The organism is Vibrio sp. THAF64, assembly GCF_009363455.1.
Classification (GTDB): Bacteria; Pseudomonadota; Gammaproteobacteria; order Enterobacterales; family Vibrionaceae; genus Vibrio; species Vibrio coralliilyticus.
The window spans coordinates 468,241-491,909 of the sequence record NZ_CP045355.1 but is presented as its reverse complement, the minus strand read 5'-3'; the positions used below and the strand labels follow the sequence as shown (position 1 = coordinate 491,909).

Annotated in this window: 25 protein-coding genes and 1 pseudogene; 18 read left to right on the top strand and 8 right to left on the bottom strand. The window is 41.6% G+C overall.

The features are described from left to right. Positions 1–6: 6 nt before the first annotated feature. From FIU99_RS02320 to FIU99_RS02310, 3 genes are read right to left on the bottom strand one after another with little or no spacing between them, the layout of a single operon-like run. The gene (locus FIU99_RS02320) at positions 7–1,218 is read right to left on the bottom strand and encodes an AAA family ATPase (protein ID WP_152471986.1); all 1,212 of its coding nucleotides are present in this window, start codon (positions 1,216–1,218) and stop codon (positions 7–9) included. Beyond that, positions 1,215–2,510 (bottom strand): restriction endonuclease subunit S, encoded by a 1,296-nt coding sequence (locus tag FIU99_RS02315; RefSeq protein WP_152471985.1) that lies wholly within the window; start codon positions 2,508–2,510, stop codon positions 1,215–1,217. Before FIU99_RS02315 ends, FIU99_RS02320 begins: the two co-directional genes overlap by 4 nt. Continuing rightward, entirely contained in the window at positions 2,503–5,589 is a 3,087-nt protein-coding gene (locus FIU99_RS02310; protein WP_152471984.1) for a type I restriction endonuclease subunit R, read from the bottom strand. Before FIU99_RS02310 ends, FIU99_RS02315 begins: the two co-directional genes overlap by 8 nt. Positions 5,590–6,089: 500 nt before the next feature. On the opposite strand from FIU99_RS02310, the gene FIU99_RS02305 reads away from it, so the two are divergent. From FIU99_RS02305 to FIU99_RS02235, 15 genes are all read left to right on the top strand, one after another. Further along, complete coding sequence (locus FIU99_RS02305; protein WP_152471983.1) at positions 6,090–6,527, top strand: DUF2787 family protein; 438 nt, start codon at positions 6,090–6,092, stop codon at positions 6,525–6,527. 134 nt (positions 6,528–6,661) lie between these two features. Then, the gene (radC, locus tag FIU99_RS02300) at positions 6,662–7,135 is read left to right on the top strand and encodes a DNA repair protein RadC (protein WP_152471982.1); all 474 of its coding nucleotides are present in this window, start codon (positions 6,662–6,664) and stop codon (positions 7,133–7,135) included. Beyond that, entirely contained in the window at positions 7,132–7,569 is a 438-nt protein-coding gene (locus FIU99_RS02295; protein WP_172974055.1) for a DUF2787 domain-containing protein, read from the top strand. Before radC ends, FIU99_RS02295 begins: the two co-directional genes overlap by 4 nt. A 50-nt stretch (positions 7,570–7,619) precedes the next feature. Then, positions 7,620–8,063 carry a DUF2787 domain-containing protein gene (locus FIU99_RS02290; protein ID WP_152471980.1) on the top strand — a complete coding sequence of 148 codons (444 nt, stop codon included), beginning with the start codon at positions 7,620–7,622 and terminating at the stop codon, positions 8,061–8,063. A gap of 3 nt (positions 8,064–8,066) precedes the next feature. Further along, the gene (locus tag FIU99_RS02285) at positions 8,067–8,243 is read left to right on the top strand and encodes a hypothetical protein (RefSeq protein WP_152471979.1); all 177 of its coding nucleotides are present in this window, start codon (positions 8,067–8,069) and stop codon (positions 8,241–8,243) included. A gap of 139 nt (positions 8,244–8,382) precedes the next feature. Further along, complete coding sequence (locus FIU99_RS02280; protein WP_152471978.1) at positions 8,383–9,123, top strand: transcriptional regulator; 741 nt, start codon at positions 8,383–8,385, stop codon at positions 9,121–9,123. A gap of 23 nt (positions 9,124–9,146) precedes the next feature. Continuing rightward, positions 9,147–9,506, top strand: coding sequence for a hypothetical protein (locus tag FIU99_RS02275; RefSeq protein WP_152471977.1), 360 nt, complete (start codon positions 9,147–9,149; stop codon positions 9,504–9,506). 45 nt (positions 9,507–9,551) lie between these two features. Continuing rightward, the gene (locus FIU99_RS02270; protein WP_152471976.1) at positions 9,552–9,779 is read left to right on the top strand and encodes a hypothetical protein; all 228 of its coding nucleotides are present in this window, start codon (positions 9,552–9,554) and stop codon (positions 9,777–9,779) included. Positions 9,780–10,063: 284 nt separating this feature from the next. Further along, a complete protein-coding gene (locus tag FIU99_RS02265) occupies positions 10,064–10,366 on the top strand; it encodes an antibiotic biosynthesis monooxygenase (RefSeq protein WP_088733540.1) in 303 nt (100 codons plus the stop codon). Between the two features lie 15 nt (positions 10,367–10,381). Then, the gene (locus tag FIU99_RS02260) at positions 10,382–10,765 is read left to right on the top strand and encodes an amino acid-binding protein (protein ID WP_152471975.1); all 384 of its coding nucleotides are present in this window, start codon (positions 10,382–10,384) and stop codon (positions 10,763–10,765) included. Between the two features lie 56 nt (positions 10,766–10,821). Further along, positions 10,822–11,472: a helix-turn-helix transcriptional regulator gene (locus FIU99_RS02255; RefSeq protein ID WP_152471974.1), complete on the top strand. Its 651-nt coding sequence runs from the start codon at positions 10,822–10,824 to the stop codon at positions 11,470–11,472. Between the two features lie 48 nt (positions 11,473–11,520). Then, entirely contained in the window at positions 11,521–11,871 is a 351-nt protein-coding gene (locus tag FIU99_RS02250; protein ID WP_152471973.1) for a hypothetical protein, read from the top strand. Positions 11,872–11,981: 110 nt separating this feature from the next. Next, on the top strand, positions 11,982–12,338 hold the full coding sequence (locus FIU99_RS02245) for a hypothetical protein (RefSeq protein WP_152471972.1): 357 nt from the start codon (positions 11,982–11,984) through the stop codon (positions 12,336–12,338). 81 nt (positions 12,339–12,419) lie between these two features. Beyond that, a complete protein-coding gene (locus FIU99_RS02240; protein ID WP_152471971.1) occupies positions 12,420–12,653 on the top strand; it encodes a hypothetical protein in 234 nt (77 codons plus the stop codon). Positions 12,654–12,875: 222 nt separating this feature from the next. After that, complete coding sequence (locus tag FIU99_RS02235; protein ID WP_152471970.1) at positions 12,876–13,112, top strand: hypothetical protein; 237 nt, start codon at positions 12,876–12,878, stop codon at positions 13,110–13,112. A 146-nt stretch (positions 13,113–13,258) separates the two neighbouring features. Here the strand turns inward: FIU99_RS02235 and FIU99_RS02230 are convergent, their stop codons facing one another. From FIU99_RS02230 to FIU99_RS02210, 5 genes and pseudogenes are all read right to left on the bottom strand, one after another. Beyond that, the gene (locus FIU99_RS02230; RefSeq protein WP_152471969.1) at positions 13,259–13,597 is read right to left on the bottom strand and encodes an EAL domain-containing protein; all 339 of its coding nucleotides are present in this window, start codon (positions 13,595–13,597) and stop codon (positions 13,259–13,261) included. Next, positions 13,579–13,818: pseudogene (locus FIU99_RS02225) on the bottom strand (PAS domain-containing protein); the annotation flags it as partial. The gene FIU99_RS02230 and the pseudogene FIU99_RS02225, both read right to left, overlap by 19 nt. Positions 13,819–14,600: 782 nt before the next feature. Next, positions 14,601–14,957, bottom strand: a complete 357-nt coding sequence (locus tag FIU99_RS02220) for a hypothetical protein (RefSeq protein ID WP_152471967.1) — start codon at positions 14,955–14,957, stop codon at positions 14,601–14,603. A gap of 18 nt (positions 14,958–14,975) precedes the next feature. Further along, complete coding sequence (locus tag FIU99_RS02215; protein WP_152471966.1) at positions 14,976–16,616, bottom strand: GGDEF domain-containing phosphodiesterase; 1,641 nt, start codon at positions 16,614–16,616, stop codon at positions 14,976–14,978. A gap of 684 nt (positions 16,617–17,300) precedes the next feature. After that, the gene (locus FIU99_RS02210; protein WP_152471965.1) at positions 17,301–20,102 is read right to left on the bottom strand and encodes a methyl-accepting chemotaxis protein; all 2,802 of its coding nucleotides are present in this window, start codon (positions 20,100–20,102) and stop codon (positions 17,301–17,303) included. 281 nt (positions 20,103–20,383) lie between these two features. Here FIU99_RS02210 and rbsB point away from each other — a divergent pair, with 281 nt between their 5' ends. The 3 genes from rbsB to FIU99_RS02195 all read left to right on the top strand — a co-directional run bounded on the left by rbsB (position 20,384) and on the right by FIU99_RS02195 (position 23,655). Further along, the gene (gene rbsB, locus FIU99_RS02205; RefSeq protein ID WP_152471964.1) at positions 20,384–21,256 is read left to right on the top strand and encodes a ribose ABC transporter substrate-binding protein RbsB; all 873 of its coding nucleotides are present in this window, start codon (positions 20,384–20,386) and stop codon (positions 21,254–21,256) included. A 282-nt stretch (positions 21,257–21,538) separates the two neighbouring features. Further along, positions 21,539–22,339, top strand: coding sequence for a PDC sensor domain-containing protein (locus FIU99_RS02200; RefSeq protein ID WP_152471963.1), 801 nt, complete (start codon positions 21,539–21,541; stop codon positions 22,337–22,339). Beyond that, a complete protein-coding gene (locus FIU99_RS02195; RefSeq protein ID WP_172974054.1) occupies positions 22,336–23,655 on the top strand; it encodes a bifunctional diguanylate cyclase/phosphodiesterase in 1,320 nt (439 codons plus the stop codon). Before FIU99_RS02200 ends, FIU99_RS02195 begins: the two co-directional genes overlap by 4 nt. The last annotated feature ends 14 nt before the right edge of the window (positions 23,656–23,669 follow it).

Below are 23,669 nucleotides of genomic sequence, written 5' to 3'. Positions count from 1 at the left end.
CTCTAGTTATTGCTCTGTTACTGTTTTTTGCTCTGCTAAATCAGGAAACAGATCTGGGTTAAACCGATAATTTTCCATAAAATCGCTTAAAATATTCCTGAAATGGCCTTTATTTTCTTCTGTCATTTCCATTGGCTCAAATAGAGAATAATTTCCATGACTTAAAATATTAACCAACCTAGCATGCAATATTCCTTCAGGGTCGTTAGCTTGTTTTTTAATACAAGCAGAAAAATTATTAAACCCATGAAATGTAGCAGTCTTTTCCAATATGCTTCGTAATATCGTAAAATGATAGGTAAACAAACTTCCAGACTCAGAAGCTTGGTGAAGTTGCTCTAACAATGCTACATGATGGAAAAATGGCGTATCTCTAGTATATTTTAAAGAATATTTTTTATTATCTTTATCGTGCTTTAGAAAATACGGCTGTAGTTTTCCTTTATCATTCAGCTCATTCCACATCACATTAAAAAATAGTGCATGATGTGATGAAATAACAGTCTTAATTGAACCATTACCTGTTTTTAACAATTGAGCAAGATGACTCGCAACCGAAATAGCATTATGATCATCCAACGAAGAAATAGGATCATCAATATATAAATACTTCACCCAGCTATAAGCTTCTTGTCCATCAATAGCTAATTGAGCGACTGCCAAAAAGAAACACCAAACAAAAATATTTTCTTCACCACGAGAAACTTTAATGTGTTCAACAATCTCATGTGAATCATCGTCATTTTGAATCTCTCGTTTAAAATTAACCGTCCATTTCTTGTAATCAATTTGAAAATCAAAATCAGCATAGCGTTGTAATAAAGGACGAATACGATTCTCCATCTCAAGTTCTTGCAAACCATCAAAAAAGTGAGAGTCTTGATTAATCTTTAGTACTCGTTGTTGATCATTATCTAGATCGTTATCCCAAGAAAACAAATCTTCCGTAAAAGCGTTAAAATAAAGAGTATCTCTTGTTGTTTCCTCAACATCTAATGGTGTTTCGACATCGTCCGTGACATTAGCAGGACGCGAAATAACTTCTTTACCTAACTCTTTAAATACCATCGATAAGCGAGTTTTACCAGTACCATTGTAAGCAAAGACTAGTATCTGATTTACTGTTTGAGTTTTTTTTCCTCGAGGAACACCATTTTCAAATACATCTCTAAACTTTCCAGACACCTTGCCAAGATCAGAATAAATCAGTTCACTCATGCAATAGATTCCTTAATTTCTGGGAATAATTTCTGCATTAAGCCTTTTTTATATTTTTTCAATACTTCAATTTTTTTTGTTTGAGCATCTATCAATTTATCTAAAGACGATAAACAATCGACAATTCTTTGTTGCTCACTTTGTTCTATTGGGTAAATAACATCAATCTTGGAGATGCGACCTGATGATATACCAAGAACTTTAGCTCCTTGAGATTCTTTCTGAATTTTCTTTCTCATTACTTCTGACTTAAAAAGATATCCACCAAAACCTTTAACTAAATAATTTTCTTTTTGTCTCGCTAATATTGTATGAAGTCCAGAAAGCAACTTTTCTCCATTTATATTAATTAATTCAATACTTTTACCAACATCATCTATATCTTCTGAAGCATCTGCAAAAACCATATCACCTTCTTGACAATAAGACTCTTGTTTAATTTTATCCAGAGATATTTCTTCACTAATAAATGGAACATGTTCTTTCGTTATATCAAACAGTGTTGAGAACTTAATATGGATATCTCCGTAATGAATATTTTTAACTATGCCATCATCGTAATTAAGCTTATCTCTAGATAATGAATTTGTAGTTTTTAAAGAATAAACCTCTTCAAATGTTTTTTTAATCCATTTGACATTACAAGCAAAACCAAACTCAGGTATACTTTTCCCTTGTTCTGGAAATAGTTTTTGCATCAAACCTTTTTTATGTAATTTTAACGATTCCAATTTTTTAGTATTTGTTGTAATCAAATCATCCATAGAAGAAAGACAATCAACTACTTTTTGTTGTTCTTCAAGATCCTGAGGAATATAAAGTACAAAGTTTGATATATCATCTTTTGTAAACCCTTGAATCGCCATACCTTGATTAAACTTTAAAAATTCAGTGCTTTTACTTTTTAAGTAATAAGCTAAAAAGTAAGCATCACCTTCACTGGGAGTAAAGTTAGCAAAGTCCTGACTAGTGCATAAGTTTTTAGTTGTGACTGCCAACTTCCCCACACCAACTCTTGAAACTAAAAGTATCGTGTTTTCTGGTACTAGTTTTGTTGCTGATTTAGCTATTGCATCTTCAGTAATAAATCTTGTTACTTTTATTTGATGTATTGAATCATCAGTTATATCTGAACTTGATACCCATGGTATAAGTCCCGTCCAAAAATCTGGATTAGTCTTACTAGGTGTTCCTCCCCCGAGAAAAGTACCAATTTCTTTCAAGCGTTTCTTTGTCCACGCTTTGTTAAACCCAGAAAACCTAAACTCTGGCACCACCTCTAACTTACTCATAAGCTGCTAACCCCGAAATCTCACGCCCTTGGGCTAGTTTATGTAGGTAAGGAACCAAATCTTCCATTAATGCTAACTCTTTCTTAGTACGTTCTTTCCAGCTAAGATCTAGTGGTTCCAGCAGATCCCCCAGCTTCTCGCCATCGAAAATCATTCGTCCCATAATTCCACCAACAAATGCCTGTAAACTCTCGGAGGTTAAACCGTGCTTTATAGCCATATCATTGAGCTCATTACTCGCCTTTTTCATTTTAAATGCCTGATAACCAGCATGAATTTGTGAAACATCTAATGCTTCACCAGAAGGTAAACTATGTATATAAGCAATCAGCTCATCACGTTCAGACATCAAATTCGCTTGCGAGCAAATTAAATCGATGAGTTGCTGGCGCGTCATGCTTTGCTTGCTTGTCCCCTGAGTCGATTTAGCAATTAATCCCATGATGTAGTCATAATCGATTAAAGCAGATGCAAACAACACAAACTCAAACTCTAGCTGTTCGACCTCTTCAGGCAACTCTCCTGCCCCTTTATTCGTGTCTAGCTTGCGTTTCAAGTCTTTGGCTGTTTCTAAATACGCTCCTTTAAAGCCACGTAAGGTATCAATCGGTAATGTCGCTGCTACCTGAGCTTTCTGTTCGTCATCCAGTTCTGTGTACTGCTCTAGTTGGTTCTTAAATTTTTGTACTTCTTTGAAGTGATTGATAAAAGAAGCTCTTTGCGCATCACCTTGAAGATTTGTCACTTCTGAAGGCTCACAAGTTAAACCTTGCTTTTGCATAAAGGCTTCTAGCTTATCAACTGCGTCTTTATACTTTTCAACGATAACAGGCGCAGGATCTACCAACCAAATCTGCTCAGCACCTTCTTCTTTTTTACCAGAGAAAAGTTTAATCGCTTCATTGACTTCTTTTTCTTGACCTCGGAAATCTAAAATATTCCCCCAAGGCTTACTATCATTCAATACGCGGTTAGTACGAGAAAATGCTTGAATAAGACCATGGTGTTTTAGGTTCTTATCCACGTATAAAGTGTTCAGGTATTTGGAGTCAAAACCGGTCAATAACATATCAACGACGATGACAATATCGATCTTGTTTTTATGTGGGTAATCAGCATTGTCGTATTGCTGATCTTTAATCCGCTGCTGTACATCTTGGTAATAAAGATCAAACTCATTGATAGTATGATTCGTTGAGTATTGATGATTGTAGCTATTAATAATATCGATTAGAGCTTGCTTCTTACGCTCAGGCTCTACTTCGTTATCGGCTTTTTCTTGTGGTAGATCTTCCTGTAATTGCTGGATATCTTTCACATTTCGAGCGAGTGTATTTAAATCTGAATCTTCTTTTTCCTTATCACTAAGCTGCGCTGGTGGTGAAAAAACACAAGCAATATTTAAAGGTATATAGTCTTCAGATTCTGACGCTTTAAGCTCTTGCTGGCTCTTAAACTCTTCGAAGTATTCAATCGCATGATTGATAGAAGCTGTTGCTAAAATGGCATTGAATCGGCGGTGATTCGTCACAGCATCATGCTTCTCTAATATCTCTTGAACGACAGCCCGTGGTGGAGGTGTAACTCTTGTCACCGTAGCTTCAGCTTCATCATTGCTAGCGTCTGCTAATTGTTTGCTCGCAGAATGTTTGCCAAAAAAATCAATATGGAAGCTTAGAACGTTCTTGTCTTCAATTGCATGAGTAATCGTATAGTGGTGTAGCTCTTGTTCAAAGATACTCTCAGTGGTTTTAAAGGAACCCACATTGCCATCGATTTGAGTATACGTTGAGTTTTTCTCGAATATAGGAGTACCAGTAAAGCCAAACAATTGTGCTTCAGGGAAAAACTCTTTAATCGCTTTATGGTTTTCACCAAACTGAGAACGGTGACATTCATCAAAGATAAAAACAATACGCTTATCTCGTAATGGCTCTAATCGCTCTTTGAAGGTTTTCTTACCCTCTTTCAGTTTACTCTGGTTGCGTTTGCTATTTTCATCTAGCGCTAAGCCGAGTTTCTGGATCGTTGTAACGATGACTTTATCAGCATAATCTTCTGACAACATACGACGAACTAACGTTTCTGTATTGGTGTTCTCTTCCACACAACCGTCTTGAAACTTATTAAATTCTTCTCGGGTTTGACGATCCAAGTCTTTTCTGTCGACTACGAACAAGCACTTTTCAATATCAGGATTATCTTTAAGTAACGTTGACGCTTTAAACGACGTTAGTGTTTTACCTGATCCTGTTGTATGCCAAATATAGCCATTTCCTCTCCCTTCATGGATACAGTCAACAATAGCTTCCACTGCATAGATTTGATACGGACGCATAACCAGAAGCTTTTGTTCTGATTGAACCAGTACCATATAGCGACTGATCATCTGACCAAGAGTACACTTCGCTAAGAAGGCATCGGCAAAGTCATGTAAGTGCGAGATTTTACGGTTATTCTCATTAGCGAGTTGATAAACAGGTAAAAAGCGCTCATCAGCATTGAAGCTAAAATGCTCATTACGGTTGTTAGCAAAGTAATAAGTGTGGTGTTCATTGCTAACAATAAACATCTGAATGAAGCACATCAGCGTATTGGTATAGCCATTACCAATATCGTTTTTGTAATCAACGATTTGTTCCATTGCTCGACGAGTCACAATCTCGTAAGTCTTCAGCTCAATCTGCACTGTAGGCACACCATTGATCAATAAAATCACATCGTAACGGTGATTGCTCTCATCCGTATTCATACGCAATTGGTTGATAACTTCAAACTCATTTTTACACCAGTCTTTGATATTCACTAAGGTGTAATGCAGCGGTGTGCCGTCCTCACGCTGAAAGTAGCCACGTTCACGTAGCGTTTGAGCAGCTTCAAATACATCAGCCGTAATGATGTCTTGATACAAACGCTCAAATTCATTGTCTGTAAGGTTGACGAAGTTTAACGCCTCAAATTTTTCACGAAAGTTCTGCTTCAAGGCTCGATCTGTTCGGATATCTTCACGGTATGAATACTTCAGATCGCCCAGCTTATCTATGAGCGCTTGTTCAATTTGTGCTTCTTTCGTTATCATTTTTTGCTACCAAATACATAAATGAATAAATGCGTTATTACAACGACTTGTCTCGACGGTTTAGCATTGTACCCTAACCGCTCCTATCTATGAATCGAAAGGGGGTTGACTAAGTACGCTTTCTGGTTAACTTGCAAGCAGTGAATGACATGTAATCTCGACATACACCATCCCTACTCTTTTCATTGTCTATCTAATCCTCGATAAAATTAGTGCTTTCCAAGATTTTCCGATTAGGAAATCCTCCTTTAAACATTCCCAAACTGCTGTTTCAACAAGACTCAGACTAACTCACCGAAACAAAAAAAACTCAGGCATATATTATCTTCGTGCCTAGCTGAACTATCGCATAACTCCTTGCGGCACAGAGCACGCCAACCTTGAACACTCAATTTGCTACTCGAATATTATTTTCTAAACATCCGTATTCACGTTCTTTTGGTGAGAGGCAACCGACTATGGCTAAAAACTTTAGTTAAACATCTTCTTAGGAAAATTACATGACAACACTAAACTTCACTTCAACCTCATTACCAGTATCCAAGCAGTTTCATCAGCTATTAAGCAAGTACTGTCAAACGTTATTAACTTTAGATAGTTTAGAAGCCTCCAGCCAACGCTTGACGGTTTGCTTCCGTGATAAGAGCTATAGTGCTGAAAGCAGTGGTTGCCACCCTGTTGAAATTGGCCTCAACATAACCAATGAAGCAAACGTGACAATCATTTACATCACTGATTTCGCTTATATAGGAAATCACTACCCAGAGTTAAAACGTCATATTGATTTCGATTTTAGTCACCAACTCTATTTCACTGTTGAATCGGAGTGGCAACGTATCCAGTCATCAGAAGTGGAGGATCTATATCGAATTTGGGAGCAAAAATTTGTTAGCCATGTGCGAGCAGGAGACTATGACGAAATTAAAGCCATATTCTAATATCTTCTAACGAGACAGTTCTAGCAGAAAGAAGATGGTCTGCTAATCCTTGGCTCCATACGCCTCAATCCAAAAATCTTCAGGCATATGTCATCAATGTGAAACCCCATCATTGATTCCGACAGGAGCCCGTAATGACTACCCCTAATTCTGATTACAAAAAACAGCAACGCTATCAGGAAAATGAAATCCTAGAGCATGCAGCTGAGATACTGGCAACACGCTACGTGCGTGGTGATGCCCTAACCAAACCTGAAGCTACTAAAGAGTACGTGCGCTGTAAGCTAGGCAGCCATGAGCATGAAGTGTTTGCCTTATTACTGCTGGATAACCAAAACCGATTGATTGAATTTAAAGAGCTGTTTCATGGAACGGTGGATGCGGCCAGTGTCTACCCACGTGAAGTGGTGAAAGCAGTATTACATGTGAATGCCGCAGCGGTGATATTCGCCCACAACCACCCATCTGGAGATTCAACACCTTCCCAAGCTGACAGACGGATAACAGAAAGGCTCAAAGACGCGCTCGCGCTGGTGGATGTCCGTGTCCTTGACCATATTGTGACAGGCGATACCTGCACCTCGTTTGCTGAAAGGGGGTGGTTATGATTGAACAACATTACGGAGAGCTGTGCATTGATGACTCTTTACATGCGTCACTGGAAGCACTTCTGAATAAATACACTCTGCCAGAGAACGCCGAGCGACTCGTACTGAACTGCCGCCAGATGAGTTACTACCGACATCGTCAAGGTTTGCATCCGATAGAGGTACAGTTTAAACGTGAGTCAGCCACTAGCCCTTGGCTGGTGGTGTTCTTTGCAAGCTTCTCTTATCCCGATGACAACAGCACAACCGTTGAGCCTGAGCTTTACTTTCATCTGGCTAATCGCTGGTGCTATCAACCCGATGTGGGGAGCACGGATTTATCCCACCCTGAGGTACAAGAGCTACTATCGGTATGGATGAAAGCCTTTGCTCCTCACCTTTCCAGAAACGTCTTTGATGACGTGCAACTGACGATGGTCGGCACGTTCCACTAATTCCCACTCTGTTATTTCTTATTTGAATCCTGAAACAAGGAGGACTCACTATGTCTGAATTAACCTTTACAGCATCCACTTTGTCTATCTCTAACAGTCTGCATACACTGCTTAGTAAACTATTCACCACTCATTTGTTGGACAATGAAACTCTCGCCACCAGTCGTTACCTGGTGTTAAACTTTCGCGATAAAAGTTACAGCGCGGATGACGGGGGGTTTCATCCGGTTGAGATGGCGATTTGCCACACCTCAACAGGAGAATGGAACATTGAATACATCACTGACTTTGCCTATATGGGAAACCATTACCCAGAGCTAGAACGAAACTTAGATTTTGATTTTCGGGTTGGGCAGTTCTTTGTCGCCTATCGTGGTTGGCTACCAATACAAGGTAGCCCTGATGCCAAAGAGCTCTATCGATTGTGGGAGTGTAATTTTCTTGCTTATGTCGATACGGACGCCTATAACGAGATAGCCGTCACTCCACAATAGCTCATGACTTCCCTTCTCCTTGACACCATTAAGCTTGTCACCGCTCTTATTACTTTGTTTACCCTCTCTCCTTTCTTTGGCGCTATCGGAACTCTGACAACGTTAGGGTTTCTGGTGGTGCTGTTGATTGGATTATTGGCAGTAATTGCAGAGCTCAGTGATAAGCATAAGCCTCGTTAATGTTAATCGGCTCACGCTTTAGTGAAGCCGATTGATGCTGTTTTCCCCGTTGGACATTATGTGTCTGACTCACCTCTACTCTCCCGACATTAAATGTCCACCTCCGGTCTTGGAGCTTTGATGTATTAAGAGTGTAGTCATGAGCAATAAAACCAGCATTGAAGGGTTATCCGCTTTGCTGCACACGCTGATGCTTATTCCTCAACATCGTTGGATTACCGTTAGGGAGTTGCAGCAACAGTTAGCCCAACTCGATATCCACCGCACCACTCGCAGCATTAAACGCTACCTCGATGAAGTCATTGTAGAGGTGTTTAACGTGGAGTGTGATTCGATGAGCATGCCTCATGCTTATCGGAAAACTTCAGAGCAATTACTGAAGCTCAACAAGCAGGAAATGCTTTATTGGCAACTGACGGATAAGTACTTACTGCCGCTTGTTCCTGATGCACTGAATTATGGGCAAGGTCGCTCCTCGGAGAGAGACAAACCCTTACCCCACAAGGGTTCAGCGCATTCAAAAGAGCAAGCATGGTTAGCCAAAATCCATGTAGCACTGCCCAATATTCGTGAGTGGAGTAATGAGCAGCGGCAAGTACTGAATGCGGTACACACGGCATTACTCAACAACCGTATGCTCAACATATCGAGTCAAGTTTTGCAGCAAGAGAAGGCGCTCATCGAACCACTGGGACTCTCGGTTCAATGTGACGCGCTCTTGCTGCTTTTTCGTTTATCCGGTCAACCTACGATACGCACCCTCGCCCTACCTTTGATAGATGAGGCCAGTGTATCGACGTTTTCTTTTATCTATCCCACTGATTTCAATCTAGAGCGGTTCATGCGTGAACACGCTGAAATCCGTGCATCCCAAATTTAACTCACCACTACGGAGAGATACCTATGAATACCTTAACTCGAGCCATCATGATGTGCATGCTGATTCTCGGAGTCACCGCTTGTAGCGAACAGGAAGAAGCGAAAACCCTCACCGCCGATATTGAAGTGTCGATATCCACCAACCCTCACTGGGGAACACTGACCTTTGATGTTCAATCTATCGCTGACAGCACAGTAATAAGCAATGTCGTTATCAATCGAGGCAATTGCCGATTACCTGCAGGCACAGCCTCTGAGCTCTCTAGAAACGTTTCGTTAAAGCTCGGCGAAACGTACACCGGATACAGCAACAACTGCACCGTGGACAGCGTGAAGGAAATCGAAGTCACTTCCAACGCTGGCACCTTTGTCTACACCTTCTAACTCTCAACGCCTCAATAACACTCAACCAACTCGTAAGGATAAACTATGAACAAGTCATCTCTACTTATCACTACAGCGTTAGTTTTCTCCACCTCGTCCGCCTTTGCTGGTGGAACACTGGGCGGTAACCCATCTGCAGATTCGGGTGCAGTCAACGTCAATGTGGGCAAATGTACTCAATACAAAATGGATGTGAAAGCAGCGCAACAGGCAGGCAAAGACGTAGCGACCATCACCGTTCCTGGAGGCTGTGAAGTCATCAAAGAAAAGTAATGCCACCTGCAACGGTAAAAACAACAGTGGGGAGCAATTACGCTCCCTATTCATTTTTTTGCTTATGAACCTAAGATCCTGTCAAACCGCTTTTGGACAAAAGCTTCTTAGAGCTACAACTTAATCTAGTGAACTACTAATTAGCTCAGATATGAAAAACTGGGTAACTCCTTCTATCCTCAACATCAAGAATATAACAACCATATTTCGGTCATCAACGAAGTATCATTTTTCCCATTAGCTATAGTACCTACAACAATTAGGTGACATAGATAGGTAAAGAAATGATTGCTGTATTATTTGAGGCAATGGCTGTTTCGGAAAAGAGAGACAGATACTTCCAGTTGGCGGAACAATTAAAGCCACTTCTCAGTGATATCGATGGTTTTATATCAATCGAGCGTTTTCAAAGCACAACAAACCCAGACAAATTTATATCTCTATCTTGGTGGAAAGATGAAGAAGCCATCAAGCATTGGAAGAAAAATGTGCATCACAAGCTTGCTCAAGACGAAGGAAAATCTACTATTTTTTCTTTTTACAAAATCAACGTCCTAACCTCAACACGAGAATATTGTTCACAATAACATAGAGATAGTAAAATGCATGATATACATATAATTTTAAAAAATAGTCCTGGAGAATTAGCCCGATTTGGTGAAGTCCTTGGAAAGAATGGAATTGGACTAGAAGGCGGTGGAGTTTTTGCTCATGAAAATGAAAGCCATGCCCATTTTCTAATCGAAGATGGAGAAAGAGCGAGGGACATCCTTACAGAGCATGGATTTGAAGTAAAAGGGGTCACTTCTCCACTTATACGAAAACTCAAACAAGAACAACCTGGTGAGCTTGGTGCGATATCTAAGGCGTTAGGAGAGAAAGGCGTTAACATTATTGTTCAGTACAGTGATCATGATAATCGATTGATACTTGTAACTGACAACTATACATTGGCCGAAAATGCAACAATTGACTGGGCTGTATAAACTTGAGTAAAAAAAATATCTCTTCAGCAACAATAGACTTTAGTCAGGAAACCGACATGGCAGCCTTAGCGGCTGCCATGTCGGATGCCTCTAGGATGAAAATCCTATGTGCGTTGATGGATGGAAAAGCTTGGACTGCAACCGAATTAAGCGTTGTAGCAGAGGTTTCACCATCCACTACTAGTTCTCACCTATCCCGCCTGCTGAAAGCCAATCTTGTTATATGTTTATCCCAAGGGCGACACAGATATTTTCGCCTCTATAGTAAGAATGTCGCTGTATTACTCGAAAAAATGATGGGAATTACTTTCCAAGTAAATCGTCCCTCTCATTCCAAAGTACCTCAAGAACTTCTCCAAGCAAGAACCTGTTATGACCATTTAGCAGGCGAAATAGCTGTTCAACTGTATGATTCACTATTAAAAAATAAATGGATTGACAGTGATGGCAAAGGTATCACTAAGCAAGGACAAGAAAAATTTTTAGAACTAGGTATCAATATCGATGAGAAAACTAGAAGGAAAAAATGTTGTCCATGCTTAGATTGGAGCGAAAGAAAGTTCCACGTTGGTGGTCACTTAGGAGCAGCGCTACTTAGTTTTTTTGAGGATAATAACTGGATAGAAAGAGTCCCCGGATATCGCGAAGTTGTTATTACTAATAAAGGTAAAAAAGAGTTTCATGGGCATTTTGACATTGATGTATAGGTGTTCTTAGAGAGCATAGCATGTAAATTGTTACTCAAGGGAACGTCGATGAATCAGAAGATACTATTTATATGTAGGCATAACGCAGGACGTAGTGTCATCGCTGAGTCGTTGGCCAAACAGCATTTGCCTTCTCAGTTTGCCGTCGCGAGTGGCGGCTCTCACCCAACCGGTTCTATTAACCCTGTGGTTAAACAATTTCTGCAAGGCAAAAATCTGCCAGTTCCACACAAATACGCACATTCCTGGGAAGAGAGGACGTCATTTCTTCCCGACATAGTGATTACCCTTTGTGATTCCTTGCAACGAAGAATCATAGCGATGAGCAACATACTTCAACAAGCGGAGCTCAATCAGCAAGATCTCAAAGATGAGCTCGCAAAGCTCAGCGCGATGTAAGCCCTTTGATAACTCACTCGTTCTACTTTTATCAGCCTGATTATCTGTCGTATGGATGTCATAGAATGGATTTATCATCAAAGTGGTTATTGTTGACTAGGTAGACTTATTTGAAGACCGACAGCTATGTTACGTTAGAAGATAAAGCCAAACGGAAGTGTATTTTTAAAATCCCTAGCTACCTTCGCTCGTACCCTAACTTTGATCATGTCTGTACGGTTCAACCCAATGGAACCAAACTGTTTAAGCCATTCGGAGGTGTTATCTCACTCGACGCCATACTTGGTCGTAAATTGCCGAGAGTTGGTTTTGTCCAAGTGGTCAACCTCATCGGCTTGCATCGCACAGAAAACCTGTTGTTTATGCCCCCTCAAAACCACAGCGTTGTTGGCTTCGAGATGGGCGAAAAATATTACATCGTTTTGCACCATGACCAACCGATTCTCCGCCAAATGATTGTCAATTAAATCAAACCTACAGCAATAAAACTGTCACATCCTGTCGCTAAAGTACCTCGCGTTATCCTCCGCAGCTCCGAACTAGAACCTATGAAGCGAAAAGCACATGAAAAAGATCAACAGATCATTCGATTAATGCAAAAACAAGGGCTGATAAAGAAGGAAGCCCAAGAGTTAATAAAGGAAAATGTCTACCGCTTAAGCAAAAATGATGTCACTAAAGTCAATAGCTACGCACAACACTTTGGGTTGACGGCGAAAGAGAATCTGATTGATGAAATCCTCGAATTGCGTCGCGAATCACTTCTGGAAAAATACCAATGACTTATCAATGAGATAGACCCAACTTAGGGTTTTGTTTCTCGAAACACTGAATTGGCGAGCTACTTTTTAATATCGCAGAATTACATCGCCAGCACTGTCAACACAAATGCATCCTGTTTCATTAGAAAATGCAAGCCAGTACAAGACATTTTTATGACAAAACTGTTGCATAAGCTGTTATCATACTGACTGAAGTCAATTCCAATGCAAGGATGCTGGTCGATGGAGCGCTTTACACTCAGTGATAGAACACTACTGGATTCTAGTAGCCCCGAATATTTTTGGATAAGCTGGATGCTCAGCGAAGGCTACTCTGTCTATAAAATAAAAAACAGCGTCATGAAAGCCTTTGGCGGTGATGAAACGATTGCCCAGACTATGTTAGATGTGGTCAAAGGCACACAATCCAAATTCAACTTGATCCAACTCGTTCAACAAAACAACGTTGAAGTGGAATAATTTCTGTAATTTCATCAAAGCGACATCTAAGCACATTAGTATGGACATGGGTTGTGAATCGAGAGACGCGCTGTTTACAGTCCATGTTTAACTCCATTCTAGTTTTGCACCTCATTATGAGGTGCTTTTTTGTCTCAAGAATAAGCTTAAGCGCGGCGCTCTAACTCAAACACGTTATCATCGGGTTTACGTTCGAACAGTTTGAAGACCAGCTGTTGAGCTGGCATCGGCTTCGTCAGGTAGTAGCCTTGCCCGGTTAAACACCCCATCTTGTAAAGGTCAGACTGTTGTTGCGCAGTTTCAACCCCTTCTGCAACAACCGTTACTCCCAACTCATTACCGAGCTGGACTATATTCTTTAACAGCACTAATGATTTATTACTGGTTGAATAATTCATTACAAAACTACGATCAATTTTGATTGTTTCGAACTCGAAATCTTTAAGATACGAGAGAGAGGAAAAGCTTGTACCAAACCCATCCAGCTATCTCCAGACTGAATATAGCTCCACAACTGCCCAAATGCCGCTTTGGGCATATCAGCATGACGTATGACATTATGCGGTTTACCGAGCAACTCTTCCTCTTCATAACCAGCCACACGGCAAAAATCTTCATTACAGTAAGTAATGTGGCTACTCGGTGCAGTGGTCGAAATTAAGTTATCGTACTCTGAGTATTGTACTCGTTCGTCTTCCGTGGACATTGTGTCTGAATCCCTTAATTATAGATAGATAAACTGAGCAACTGCTCAATTTTAGAAACATTCTATATCAACTCTGTCACTTGATATTGACAATTATCAATAACAAATCAGTACTATACAACTCGGCGGTTAACATTACATTTCCCATTATTTACTAGCAGAGGCACTGACACAAAAGCGCTAATTCTTTTCCCCAAAAAAGATTTGCGGTAATAAAATGACAAGCCGAGTCATCCATTACGTCAACGTTGTAGCATTGATTAAAAAAGCCATAACAATAACTAGTTATAGCTGTACAACATCTATTCGCTCAACTTCTTTACCCATTATAGTTTGATCGAACAGTCCCTCAATTTTCTCCATTTCAGTGAGCTGAAAAGCTGCGTTATCAGCTCACTGATTGAGTTAATTAGCAGATGAGGATGTCTGTTCTGCAGATGCTGCAGTTGAATGAACAACTTGATCAATTTCGCTGACTCTTTGACTTACTTGAGAAAGGCTTTCCAGTTGCATGAGTCGGTATCGTTTCTCACAGCATCGACAGCCAACTTATCCACTCTTTCAACACCCACAAAAGTAAAGTTAGCCTCTCAACCCAAGCCTCAATATGCAAACTCTCCGAGTAAAAGCACAACCAACATCAAAACAGCTCTTGACGCCTCCCCTGATTGATATGCTCTTGTATCTTACTGACTAAGTTGGCGTCGCTCACACTCAAAGAGCCCGAATAGCCAAAATGTAAAAAACGAAACTCCGCAATGACCATAGTTGCTACCCGCTCTCTACTTATACACGCATAATAAACTTCGATATTCCGATAACACTTCAGCAATCGAAGGATAATCCGACATCAACTCTCCTAACTCACGCTCAATGACACTCACCTCTGATTCAACGAATTCAAGCTCGGAGCTCACATCTCTGCCATAGCGCGTTATTCGCTGTAAGTTATACCTGAGCTTACGCAAATTGATTCTCAAGTGAAGCTCAATCATGTTGAACTGATGGCGGGATTTTAACGCGTGATGGATATCATCCATACAAAACTCGCATACTCCATGCTCTATCTGAAACGGAACCGTTTCTTGTACATCAACCTTTGATTCAAAAGTACATAGCTTGCAGGTGTGATTTAACATTTTTATCCTCACTAAGTCTTAAACGAGCGCGCGCTTTTCCAACCACACTTCAGGCGCGCAAGGCTTGTAGAGACAGTACCCCTGAAGATGCGGTACACCTACCCCAGTTAATGTCTTAAACATCGCCGATGTCTCTATGCCTTCCGCAACCAGACTGATATTGTGTGTACGACCAAACTCACACAAATGAGTGATGAGCTTTAGGCAGGCATCACGTCGCATCGCTTCGTGAATCAACGCTCTATCCAATTTAACCTGATACAACGGAAGCCTAAATAAGCTTGTAATCGCACTCATGCCTGCCCCAAAATCATCGATGGACAACTTGAAGTCGTGGATATGAAGCTCATTAAGTGTTGTTGTAATGGTAGGGTCTTCATCAAGTAGGTAGGATTCGGTCAATTCCAGCACAATACGACTAGGGGAAACACCAAATCGAGCAACAACCTCACACACATCTTCAACAAAGCTCGCCTTCAGCAATTGATGCGCCGACACATTTACATTGACTAAAGGTCGCGCGTTATGTGTGGAGTCAAACATCACCAAATATTGGCAGGCATACTCTAGAACTAACAAACCCAATGCATGTATATGCCCTAACCGCTCGGCGATAGGAATGAACTCTGCGGGTGAAATCGAACCCAACTCAGGGTGCTCCCACCGAGCTAACGCCTCAAAACTTATCAGGTTTCCTGTTGACGCTTCGACTATTGGCTGCAACGCTATCACAATTTGGCGAGTGTCAATGGCCGCTTCTAATACGTCTTGTATGGCAAAGTGTCGGTCAATGTCACGTTGTGACTCCCCTGTATAGGTGACCGGGGAGCATACCAATCGCGTGTACTCAGAAAGATTAAAGATTTGCTCTAAAGGGTGGGTGGTATCCAAGTCACTGACGGGCAGCCCCCCAAGGCCAAGCCGGCTGGTGAGTGTAGTACTGCAAATACGCCTCTGCTGAAACACCGTTTCGATTTGACTCATCAATGAACACGCCATCTCATCATCCAACTCTTGCTCCATCGTCACCACAAAGACATCTGCACTGATTCGATACAACCCATATTTTAAGTTCAAGACATCATCTAGGGTCGACACCAGAGTTGAGGAGAGCTGGCCTGTAGCGTCATACCCCACTCGTCGTTGAAACTGTTGCAATTGAGTTAGGCAGCACACAAGAATCCAACCATTTTTGTTCAGCTTTGACGCATTTTGTAAAAACTGATGCCGATTCAGTAGTCCCGTCTCACTGTCATGGTTAGCCATATGCGTGAGATACTGATTCAGGAACACTTCTTCTGACACGTTTTTGTGAGAGCCGACCATGGCAAAGCCACCTTGATACTCCACTCTCACCCCCGTGGCTTCAATCCATAGATAACGGCCTGAGGTGTTTTTTACCCGATAGCGGGTTTTGACACGTGTCGAGCTTTGCTCTTTTTGATGACCATCCACTTCTTGCGCCAATCGCTCTCGGTCTTCAGGGTGAACAAGTGCGAGCCAATCATCCAACGTTAAATAATCTGTCGAGAGTGCGAACTGTTGGTAGAAGGAGTTGTTGTAGAACTGAACGACATTGTCGTCACTCATAAACCACAAGCCTTCACTTGATGTATCAAAAAGGCTGAGCAACACTTCGGGTAATGCCTGCGTGTCCATGTTTTTTCCTAATTTAGAAGGAGCGTCCCTTCATTTTTCCATGTCATCATGACAACAATTCAAGTCGCCCAAGATGGGCATTGGTAGATGTTGATTTGCTCTTGGTCGACAACTGTACATTGACAAACCAAAAGGGTTTATGTTTTTCAATCAATACACCGCTACACCTCAAATACCTCTTATATATAGAAAAGCCATAAGGTTGCACTAAAAACGCCAATGTAATGCTGGGTAAAATCCTACGAGGTGTTGTGTGCACAGGTACTCAAACGTATAACAAACCCATTAAATGCACCTAGTGGAATGTAAACAACACAAAATCACAAAACAGGACATTAAGTTGTCACTTTCAGCCAAAACTATAAAGGTGGGATGTAATACACAAGCAACAACTAGGGTGATGCTTTGGTGCTATCGCTCCTATCTCAAGTGGATTGCGAAAAGCAAAGGCGTGAGTCACGGAGATTATAGGGATTGGGCAATGATTAAACGCTGGGCTCATCACTTTGTCCATTACGTTAGCCGTTCAGTAACATGACATACTCTAAGGTGCTGTAGGTATATGTTATCAACAATAACACCAATAGCATCAACCGCGGCTTGCTGAGGGCAGTTCACAAACCGTGATTGATGCATTGTTTCTATGTCTTCAAACTGATGTTTGAACTGACAAAGATAATCCAATTAAACTTGAAACTTTTTAGAGTGGTTACTGAGTTCCTCTGCTGACTGAGCGACACTAGAGCTGGTCTGCATTAGTTGATTTGTACTTGCTGCCGTTTCAATAGAGCTCTCGCTAATCTCTTCGATTCGTTTAGCGATATCACCGGTTACCTGAGACTGTTCTTCCGTTGCGGTGGCAATCTGATCCATCATTTCATCGATTTGCGTCACTGCGTCATTAATTTGTTCAAATGTTTTGCTGGTGTTCAATGAGCGCTGACTCACTTCCTCAACTTGCAATACATTTTTCTCCATTCCTGAGATAGACTTGTTCGCAGCTTGCTGGAGTGTCATAACCATTGTTTGAATATCCGTTGCAGAGTCCTGGGCTTTTTGCGCTAAAACACGGACTTCATCAGCGACGACTGCAAACCCTCGCCCTTGCTCTCCAGCTCTCGCCGCTTCAATCGCAGCGTTAAGAGCCAATAGGTTTGTCTGTTCACTGATGCTATGGATGACGGTAATAACCTGATCAATGTTTGCACTGCTGACTTTAAGTTGCTCCATTTCTTTCGCCAAGTCTCTCATGTCAACAACGAGTTGCTCTATCTGCTGATTTCCTTCATTGAGAAGATCTATTCCCTCGATGCTTTTCTCTTTAGCGTTGCGTGAAGACTGAGAAGCAGATGCAGAGCTCGTCGCAACTTCTTGGAACGAAACATTCATTTGATTTACCGCGGTAGCAACAAGTTCTATGTTTTGATGCTGCTGCTTGATCGCCTGGGTGGTGCGCACTGCAACGTTAGATGAGTCTTGAGCACTTGTTGTGAGTAGTTGGCTAGATTCAACAATGTGTTTAATCAATGCCCTAAGGTTCAGCGACATTTCTCTGAGTGACGAGTATATTGTGCCTTCTTGTGTGTTATTGCTAAAAGTATTGGTTAACTTGCCTTGCGCCACTTGGTTCGCAAGCTCCATCATTTCTAATGGCTCCCCACCCAAAGGCCTTTTGATAACACCTGACAAGTAGATGGCAACAAAGGATATAAAAATGATAGAAATACCAAGTGTCACCCATGTGTTAAACTGCATTTTAGCTATATCAGCAAACGCTTCATTACTTTCTATTTCTGTCACTATTGCCCAATTGAACCCATCAACGTGGATTGAGTTAAAAGATGACAGAGTCTTTTCCCCTCTATACCCTAGCACTTCCCTTGTCTCTGCATGACCACCCAACGCCGACTTAACGGCTTCTGTGTTCATTCCATTTTTTTCTACTGTTCCAGCAAAAGACGCATTGACACTGTGACTGCTCACGGACCGCATTGAGTCCGATCGCATTCTGAAGTCCTCTCCTACTAGATAAGTTTCAGAGGTTTCCCCCATACCATCGTCTAAATGCATGATGTTATTTATTGCCTCTAAGGACAATTGAAGCACCACATAGAGCTTAATAGCGCCATTCTGGTCATAGATAGAGGTTGCTAGAAATGAGGATGGAGCATCACCAGAAGGCGAGTAACGAGCGAAGTCAGCGATGCCTATTCGCTTACTCTCGGATACGCGTTTGATGAGCGACGCTAAATTAGAATTCGAATATGGTCCAGAAAAGACATTCGTATTGAGGTCTTGTTCTTTTTCAACAGTGTGAAAGATTTCCCCTTGAGGCTCTACGAGTAGAACATCATAGTACCCATAGAGGTTTGCATACCTTTCGTAAAACGTAACCCCTTCCTTGTCAACAGGAACAAGGGCTCTTTCAATCGTTCTCTCACCTACCAGAACCCAGCTCAAATCGTCAGAAATGGTTACCGTTTTCCACTGAGTCATCACAAGCTGGTTATTATAGTTTCGTGCAATCGCCATCCCTTCAGAGCCATCTTGAGCGCTTTCAACACTGTGAATGTTTAGGGCCGCGGAGTTTTTGTGTGACTCCACCATGGTCAAGAAAGGCGCATTTGACCTTAACTTTTTATCCGGCCCCACTAAGAAAGTGTATTCATTGATTGATGCTGCCGTATCGCCACTGGCCAAATTTTGATCGACCCGCTCTACAGGCAAACGCAGTGCCACGTAACCAAGCAGCTTGCCTTGTCGATTCGAATCTGTCACGGCTTCAACCAGGAAAGCAGAGAACTCATCCGCAGGTGGATAATAGGAAACATCACCCCAAAATGCTTTGTTGCCCGAACCTTGTTTTTGGGCTTTAGTGAATGCTTCATTTAACCCTGATGAGGCGATTGTTGAATCCGAAACGTTCAAACCAAGGTCTTTTAACTTGGCGGCAGAGTAGATAATGTCACCATCAACGTTTAAAAGTAACGCATCATGCCAATCAAAGCTGGTGCGATAAGTCTCAACATGAGCACCAAAAATACCGTCATTGATTCTCCATCGAGCATTATCTTTGGCGGCCTCATTCGGTTGAAATGATTGACTGAAAGCCTTTATCGCTTCTTTCGTGTCGTAGCTTTGTGAAAAGAGAGAGAGCTCTGTCTCTAACTGAGACACTAAAGACTGAATTCGACCAGCCTTATCTCGAACATCTTTATCTAAATTGTAAGCCGACTGATCATAAAAAGAATTCACCATCTCAGACAAAACACTCATGTCACTCCTTCTATCGTCTAAAAACTCCGTCAACTGCTCTTGTTTCACAGAGCGAACCGACTCGAGATTATTAAACGCTTTATTGCGCATGGCATGTTGTGACGTCGACAGTGAAGATATTGAGGAAATGATCACTGGCAAGATACCAACGAGTAATAAAGAACCGACGAGCAATGTCGATAAGGGAAGCTTATTCAAGGTGCTGTTCATTATCCAACCTTATCCAGTTATATTCATTTCGAAACGTTTCGATGCGATAAACATCGCATAAATTGACACAAGTTATGAGAAAAGTAATATTACAAATGTCTTATATGTGACACATGTTACATAAACAAATGCTAATTTAAACGTTTTCTTTACCCTGAATTATCACGGATGTTTACTTGTCAAGTCGCCATAGGTCTATGTGCGACATTGATTACGTGCTAGGTTCTTAAACAATCCAACTTGCGAGCTAGCATTCACTTTTACATTAACTGGGTATGAATATGAAAACAGCCAGCTTGATCCTGACCGCATTGACTTTGATGAGTAGCCAAGCAATAGCTAAAGATACACTCGCCATAGTGGTCTCCACTCTGAACAATCCCTTCTTTGTATCGATGAAAGATGGCGCCGAGAAAAAGGCAAACGAATTAGGGTATGACATGATCACATTAGACTCTCAGAACGACCCGACCAAAGAGCTTTCTAATATGGAAGATTTAACGGTACGAGGCGTGAAGGCGATACTGATTAACCCTACTGACTCTGACGCCGTTTCCAATGCTATTCGCATGGTCAATCGTACTGGCATTCCCGTTATAACACTAGACAGAGGAGCAACACGAGGAAATGTTTCTGCACACATCGCTTCAGACAATGTCGCTGGTGGCGAAATGGCAGGTAACTTTATAGCGGATGCCCTAGGGAAAAATGCTACAGTCATTCAACTTGAAGGCATTCCTGGAACCTCTGCAGCTCGTGAACGAGGTGCTGGCTTTATGAATGCCAAAGACAAAGCGCAATTAACACTTCTCTCTTCTCAACCCGCAGACTTTGACCGAAGCAAAGGATTGAACGTGATGGAAAACTTGTTGGCTTCGTACCCGGAAGTGCAAGCTGTTTTTGCGCAAAACGATGAGATGGCACTCGGCGCTATCAAAGCGATTCAAGCCTCTAATAAGAGTGTTCTAGTTGTCGGATTTGATGGTACTGATGAAGGTATCACTTCTGTCAACAATGGCGAAATGGCCGCAACTATCGCACAACAACCTGAGTTAATCGGCGCATTGGGCGTAGAGATAGCGGATAAAGTCTTGCAGGGAGAAACGGTCAATAGTTACATTCCAGTCCCTTTAAAAGTCATCACTGTTAAATAATGTAATGTGAAGCCCTAAAACCGGTCCCTGTCACAACATGTTTTGTTAACGGGGACCTAAACAACTGACACTCTCTTAAAAACGGATTCACAGTGCAGCGAGTAACCAAAAAATGAAACTGAACAGAGCATGGCGTCACAACAACATCTGGGTAATTTTTAATGTTGTTTTAGCGTCTTCGATCGTGCTCTTTGCTTATTACTCTTATTACAACTGGTCATCTCTGGTATTAGCCGCTAAAAAAAACAGGAACCCCATGTAAGACTGCTCAATAATTCCGTCATGTCTTTTCTGAAGACGCAAGAGTCCCTTTTAGAGGTGTTGGGCAAGCAGCTTATTTATCGAAATGGTTTTCCTACCCGCCCAATACATGACTCTCTGCTCGACAACGCCATGGAGACCTATCCCGCATTCATTGGTCTAGGTTTGGCAGATTATGATGGTAAGGCATTGGTGGTCAGCTCCAACTTCGATCTAGAGCATTTACCCAACTTAATGGAACTGGCACAAACTAGAGTGTCTTACATGGAAGCAAGAGACAGTGATAAGCTGCATACGGGTCCAACGTATACCATCAACACCCTGGACAGTCAGGCATTGGCCATTCCCGTTCGTAAAGCTATTTATTTGGACGACTCAAACAAGGCCGTGGCGGTAATGACGGCGGGGGTTAGACTTGACAAATCCTCTTTATTTAAAGACTACAATCGAACAAATCAAACTCAAATCATCGAAATCATCCGTAAAGACCGCTACCCTTTATTTACGACGGATAAAAGCACTCTTTATACTCAGCCTATCGAGCAACACTACTACAGTGAGTTAATGAAAAAACTCCACGGAAGTAGTGCTGTTTCAACCTTCAACTTCGTCGACCCCAGTTCAGCGAGCTCGCGTCAAGTAGTTGCACTATACAACAGTTACCTCGATTATTGGTTTGTATCGAAACTTGATAAACAAATAATCCAAGAAACTTTCTATCACAGAATGATGCTTAGCATCGCGCTCTTTACTTGCTTTGGATTTTTAAACTCACCCAATCAGTCGCCAACGCTGAAAAGAAAAAGGAAAATGAGCTGGTGACACTAGCCCACCTTGATTCTTTGACGGGACTAGGCAATCGCTCTTTAGCGGTGAAAAAGATCGACCAAGCTATAATAAGTAGTGCCCAAAGCGGGCATTACTATGGCATTTTGTTTCTTGATATAGATAACTTTAAAACCATAAATGACACCTATGGACATGAGCATGGTGACATCCTGCTGAAGGAAACCTCACAACGTATTCTCCATCATTTACGAAAACGTGACTCTCTCACTCGCTTTGGAGGCGATGAGTTCGTCATTTTACTCCCAACTTTTGAGTTGGATTTACTTGCTGCTCAAGAACAAATCGCATCCATTACTTCAAGGATGCGCCAGGGACTCTCTGAAGCCTACAAGTTTGAATATTATGAGTACAGTAGTAGCGTCAGTGTTGGGGTTGTACTGTTTAATAACGCATCTCAAACAAGCTCCGATTTACTCAAACAAGCCGACATTGCGATGTACAATGCAAAGCGCTCAGGTAAAAATAGAGTCAGCTTTTTTAAGCCAGAGATGCAAAAGACGATTTCTTCTAATTTTGAGCTAGAAAGAGACTTACGAACGGCATTAAAAGAGAAGCAGTTTGAACTCTACTATCAACCGCAAGTGAATGAAGATGACATCGTTATTGGTGTTGAAGCACTCATTCGCTGGAGACACCCCTTAAAAGGATTAGTAAGTCCTTATCATTTCATTCCTTTGGCCGAAAGCATAGGATTAATAATGCCTATAGGCGAATGGGTACTCAAAACGGCTTGCACGCAGTTGGCTAAGTGGCAAGGTGACTCGACCAAATCCCATTTGTCGATTTCAGTCAACATCAGCTACCAGCAGTTCCGCTCGAACAACTTTCCCAAGGTCATTCAACAGCTAATTGAGAAATATAGCATCCCTGCAGGTAAGCTAAAGCTAGAGCTGACTGAAACCATGTTAATTGATGACATAGAGCAAGCAATACAATGCATGAACGAGGTCCAAGCCTTAGGTGTTGAATTCGCTTTGGATTATTTTGATACAGGATACTCATCGTTGAGCTACCTTAAAAAGCTTCCTATTAGTCAGTTAAAGATTGACAAGTCTTTCATTTGCGAACTTGAGTCGACGCCAAACGCCCGATCAATTATTGAGACGATTATTTCGCTATCCAATATTCTTGGGTTGCGTTCAGTTGCTGAAGGCGTCGAAACGAAATACCAACGAGATTACCTCGAATCATTAGGATGTATCGTGTATCAGGGTTATTACTACTGTCAGCCTCTACCGATTGAAGAGGTAGAGAGTTACATAGAGAGCACTCATTTTTCTAGCTTGTAACTTGCGTCATCACT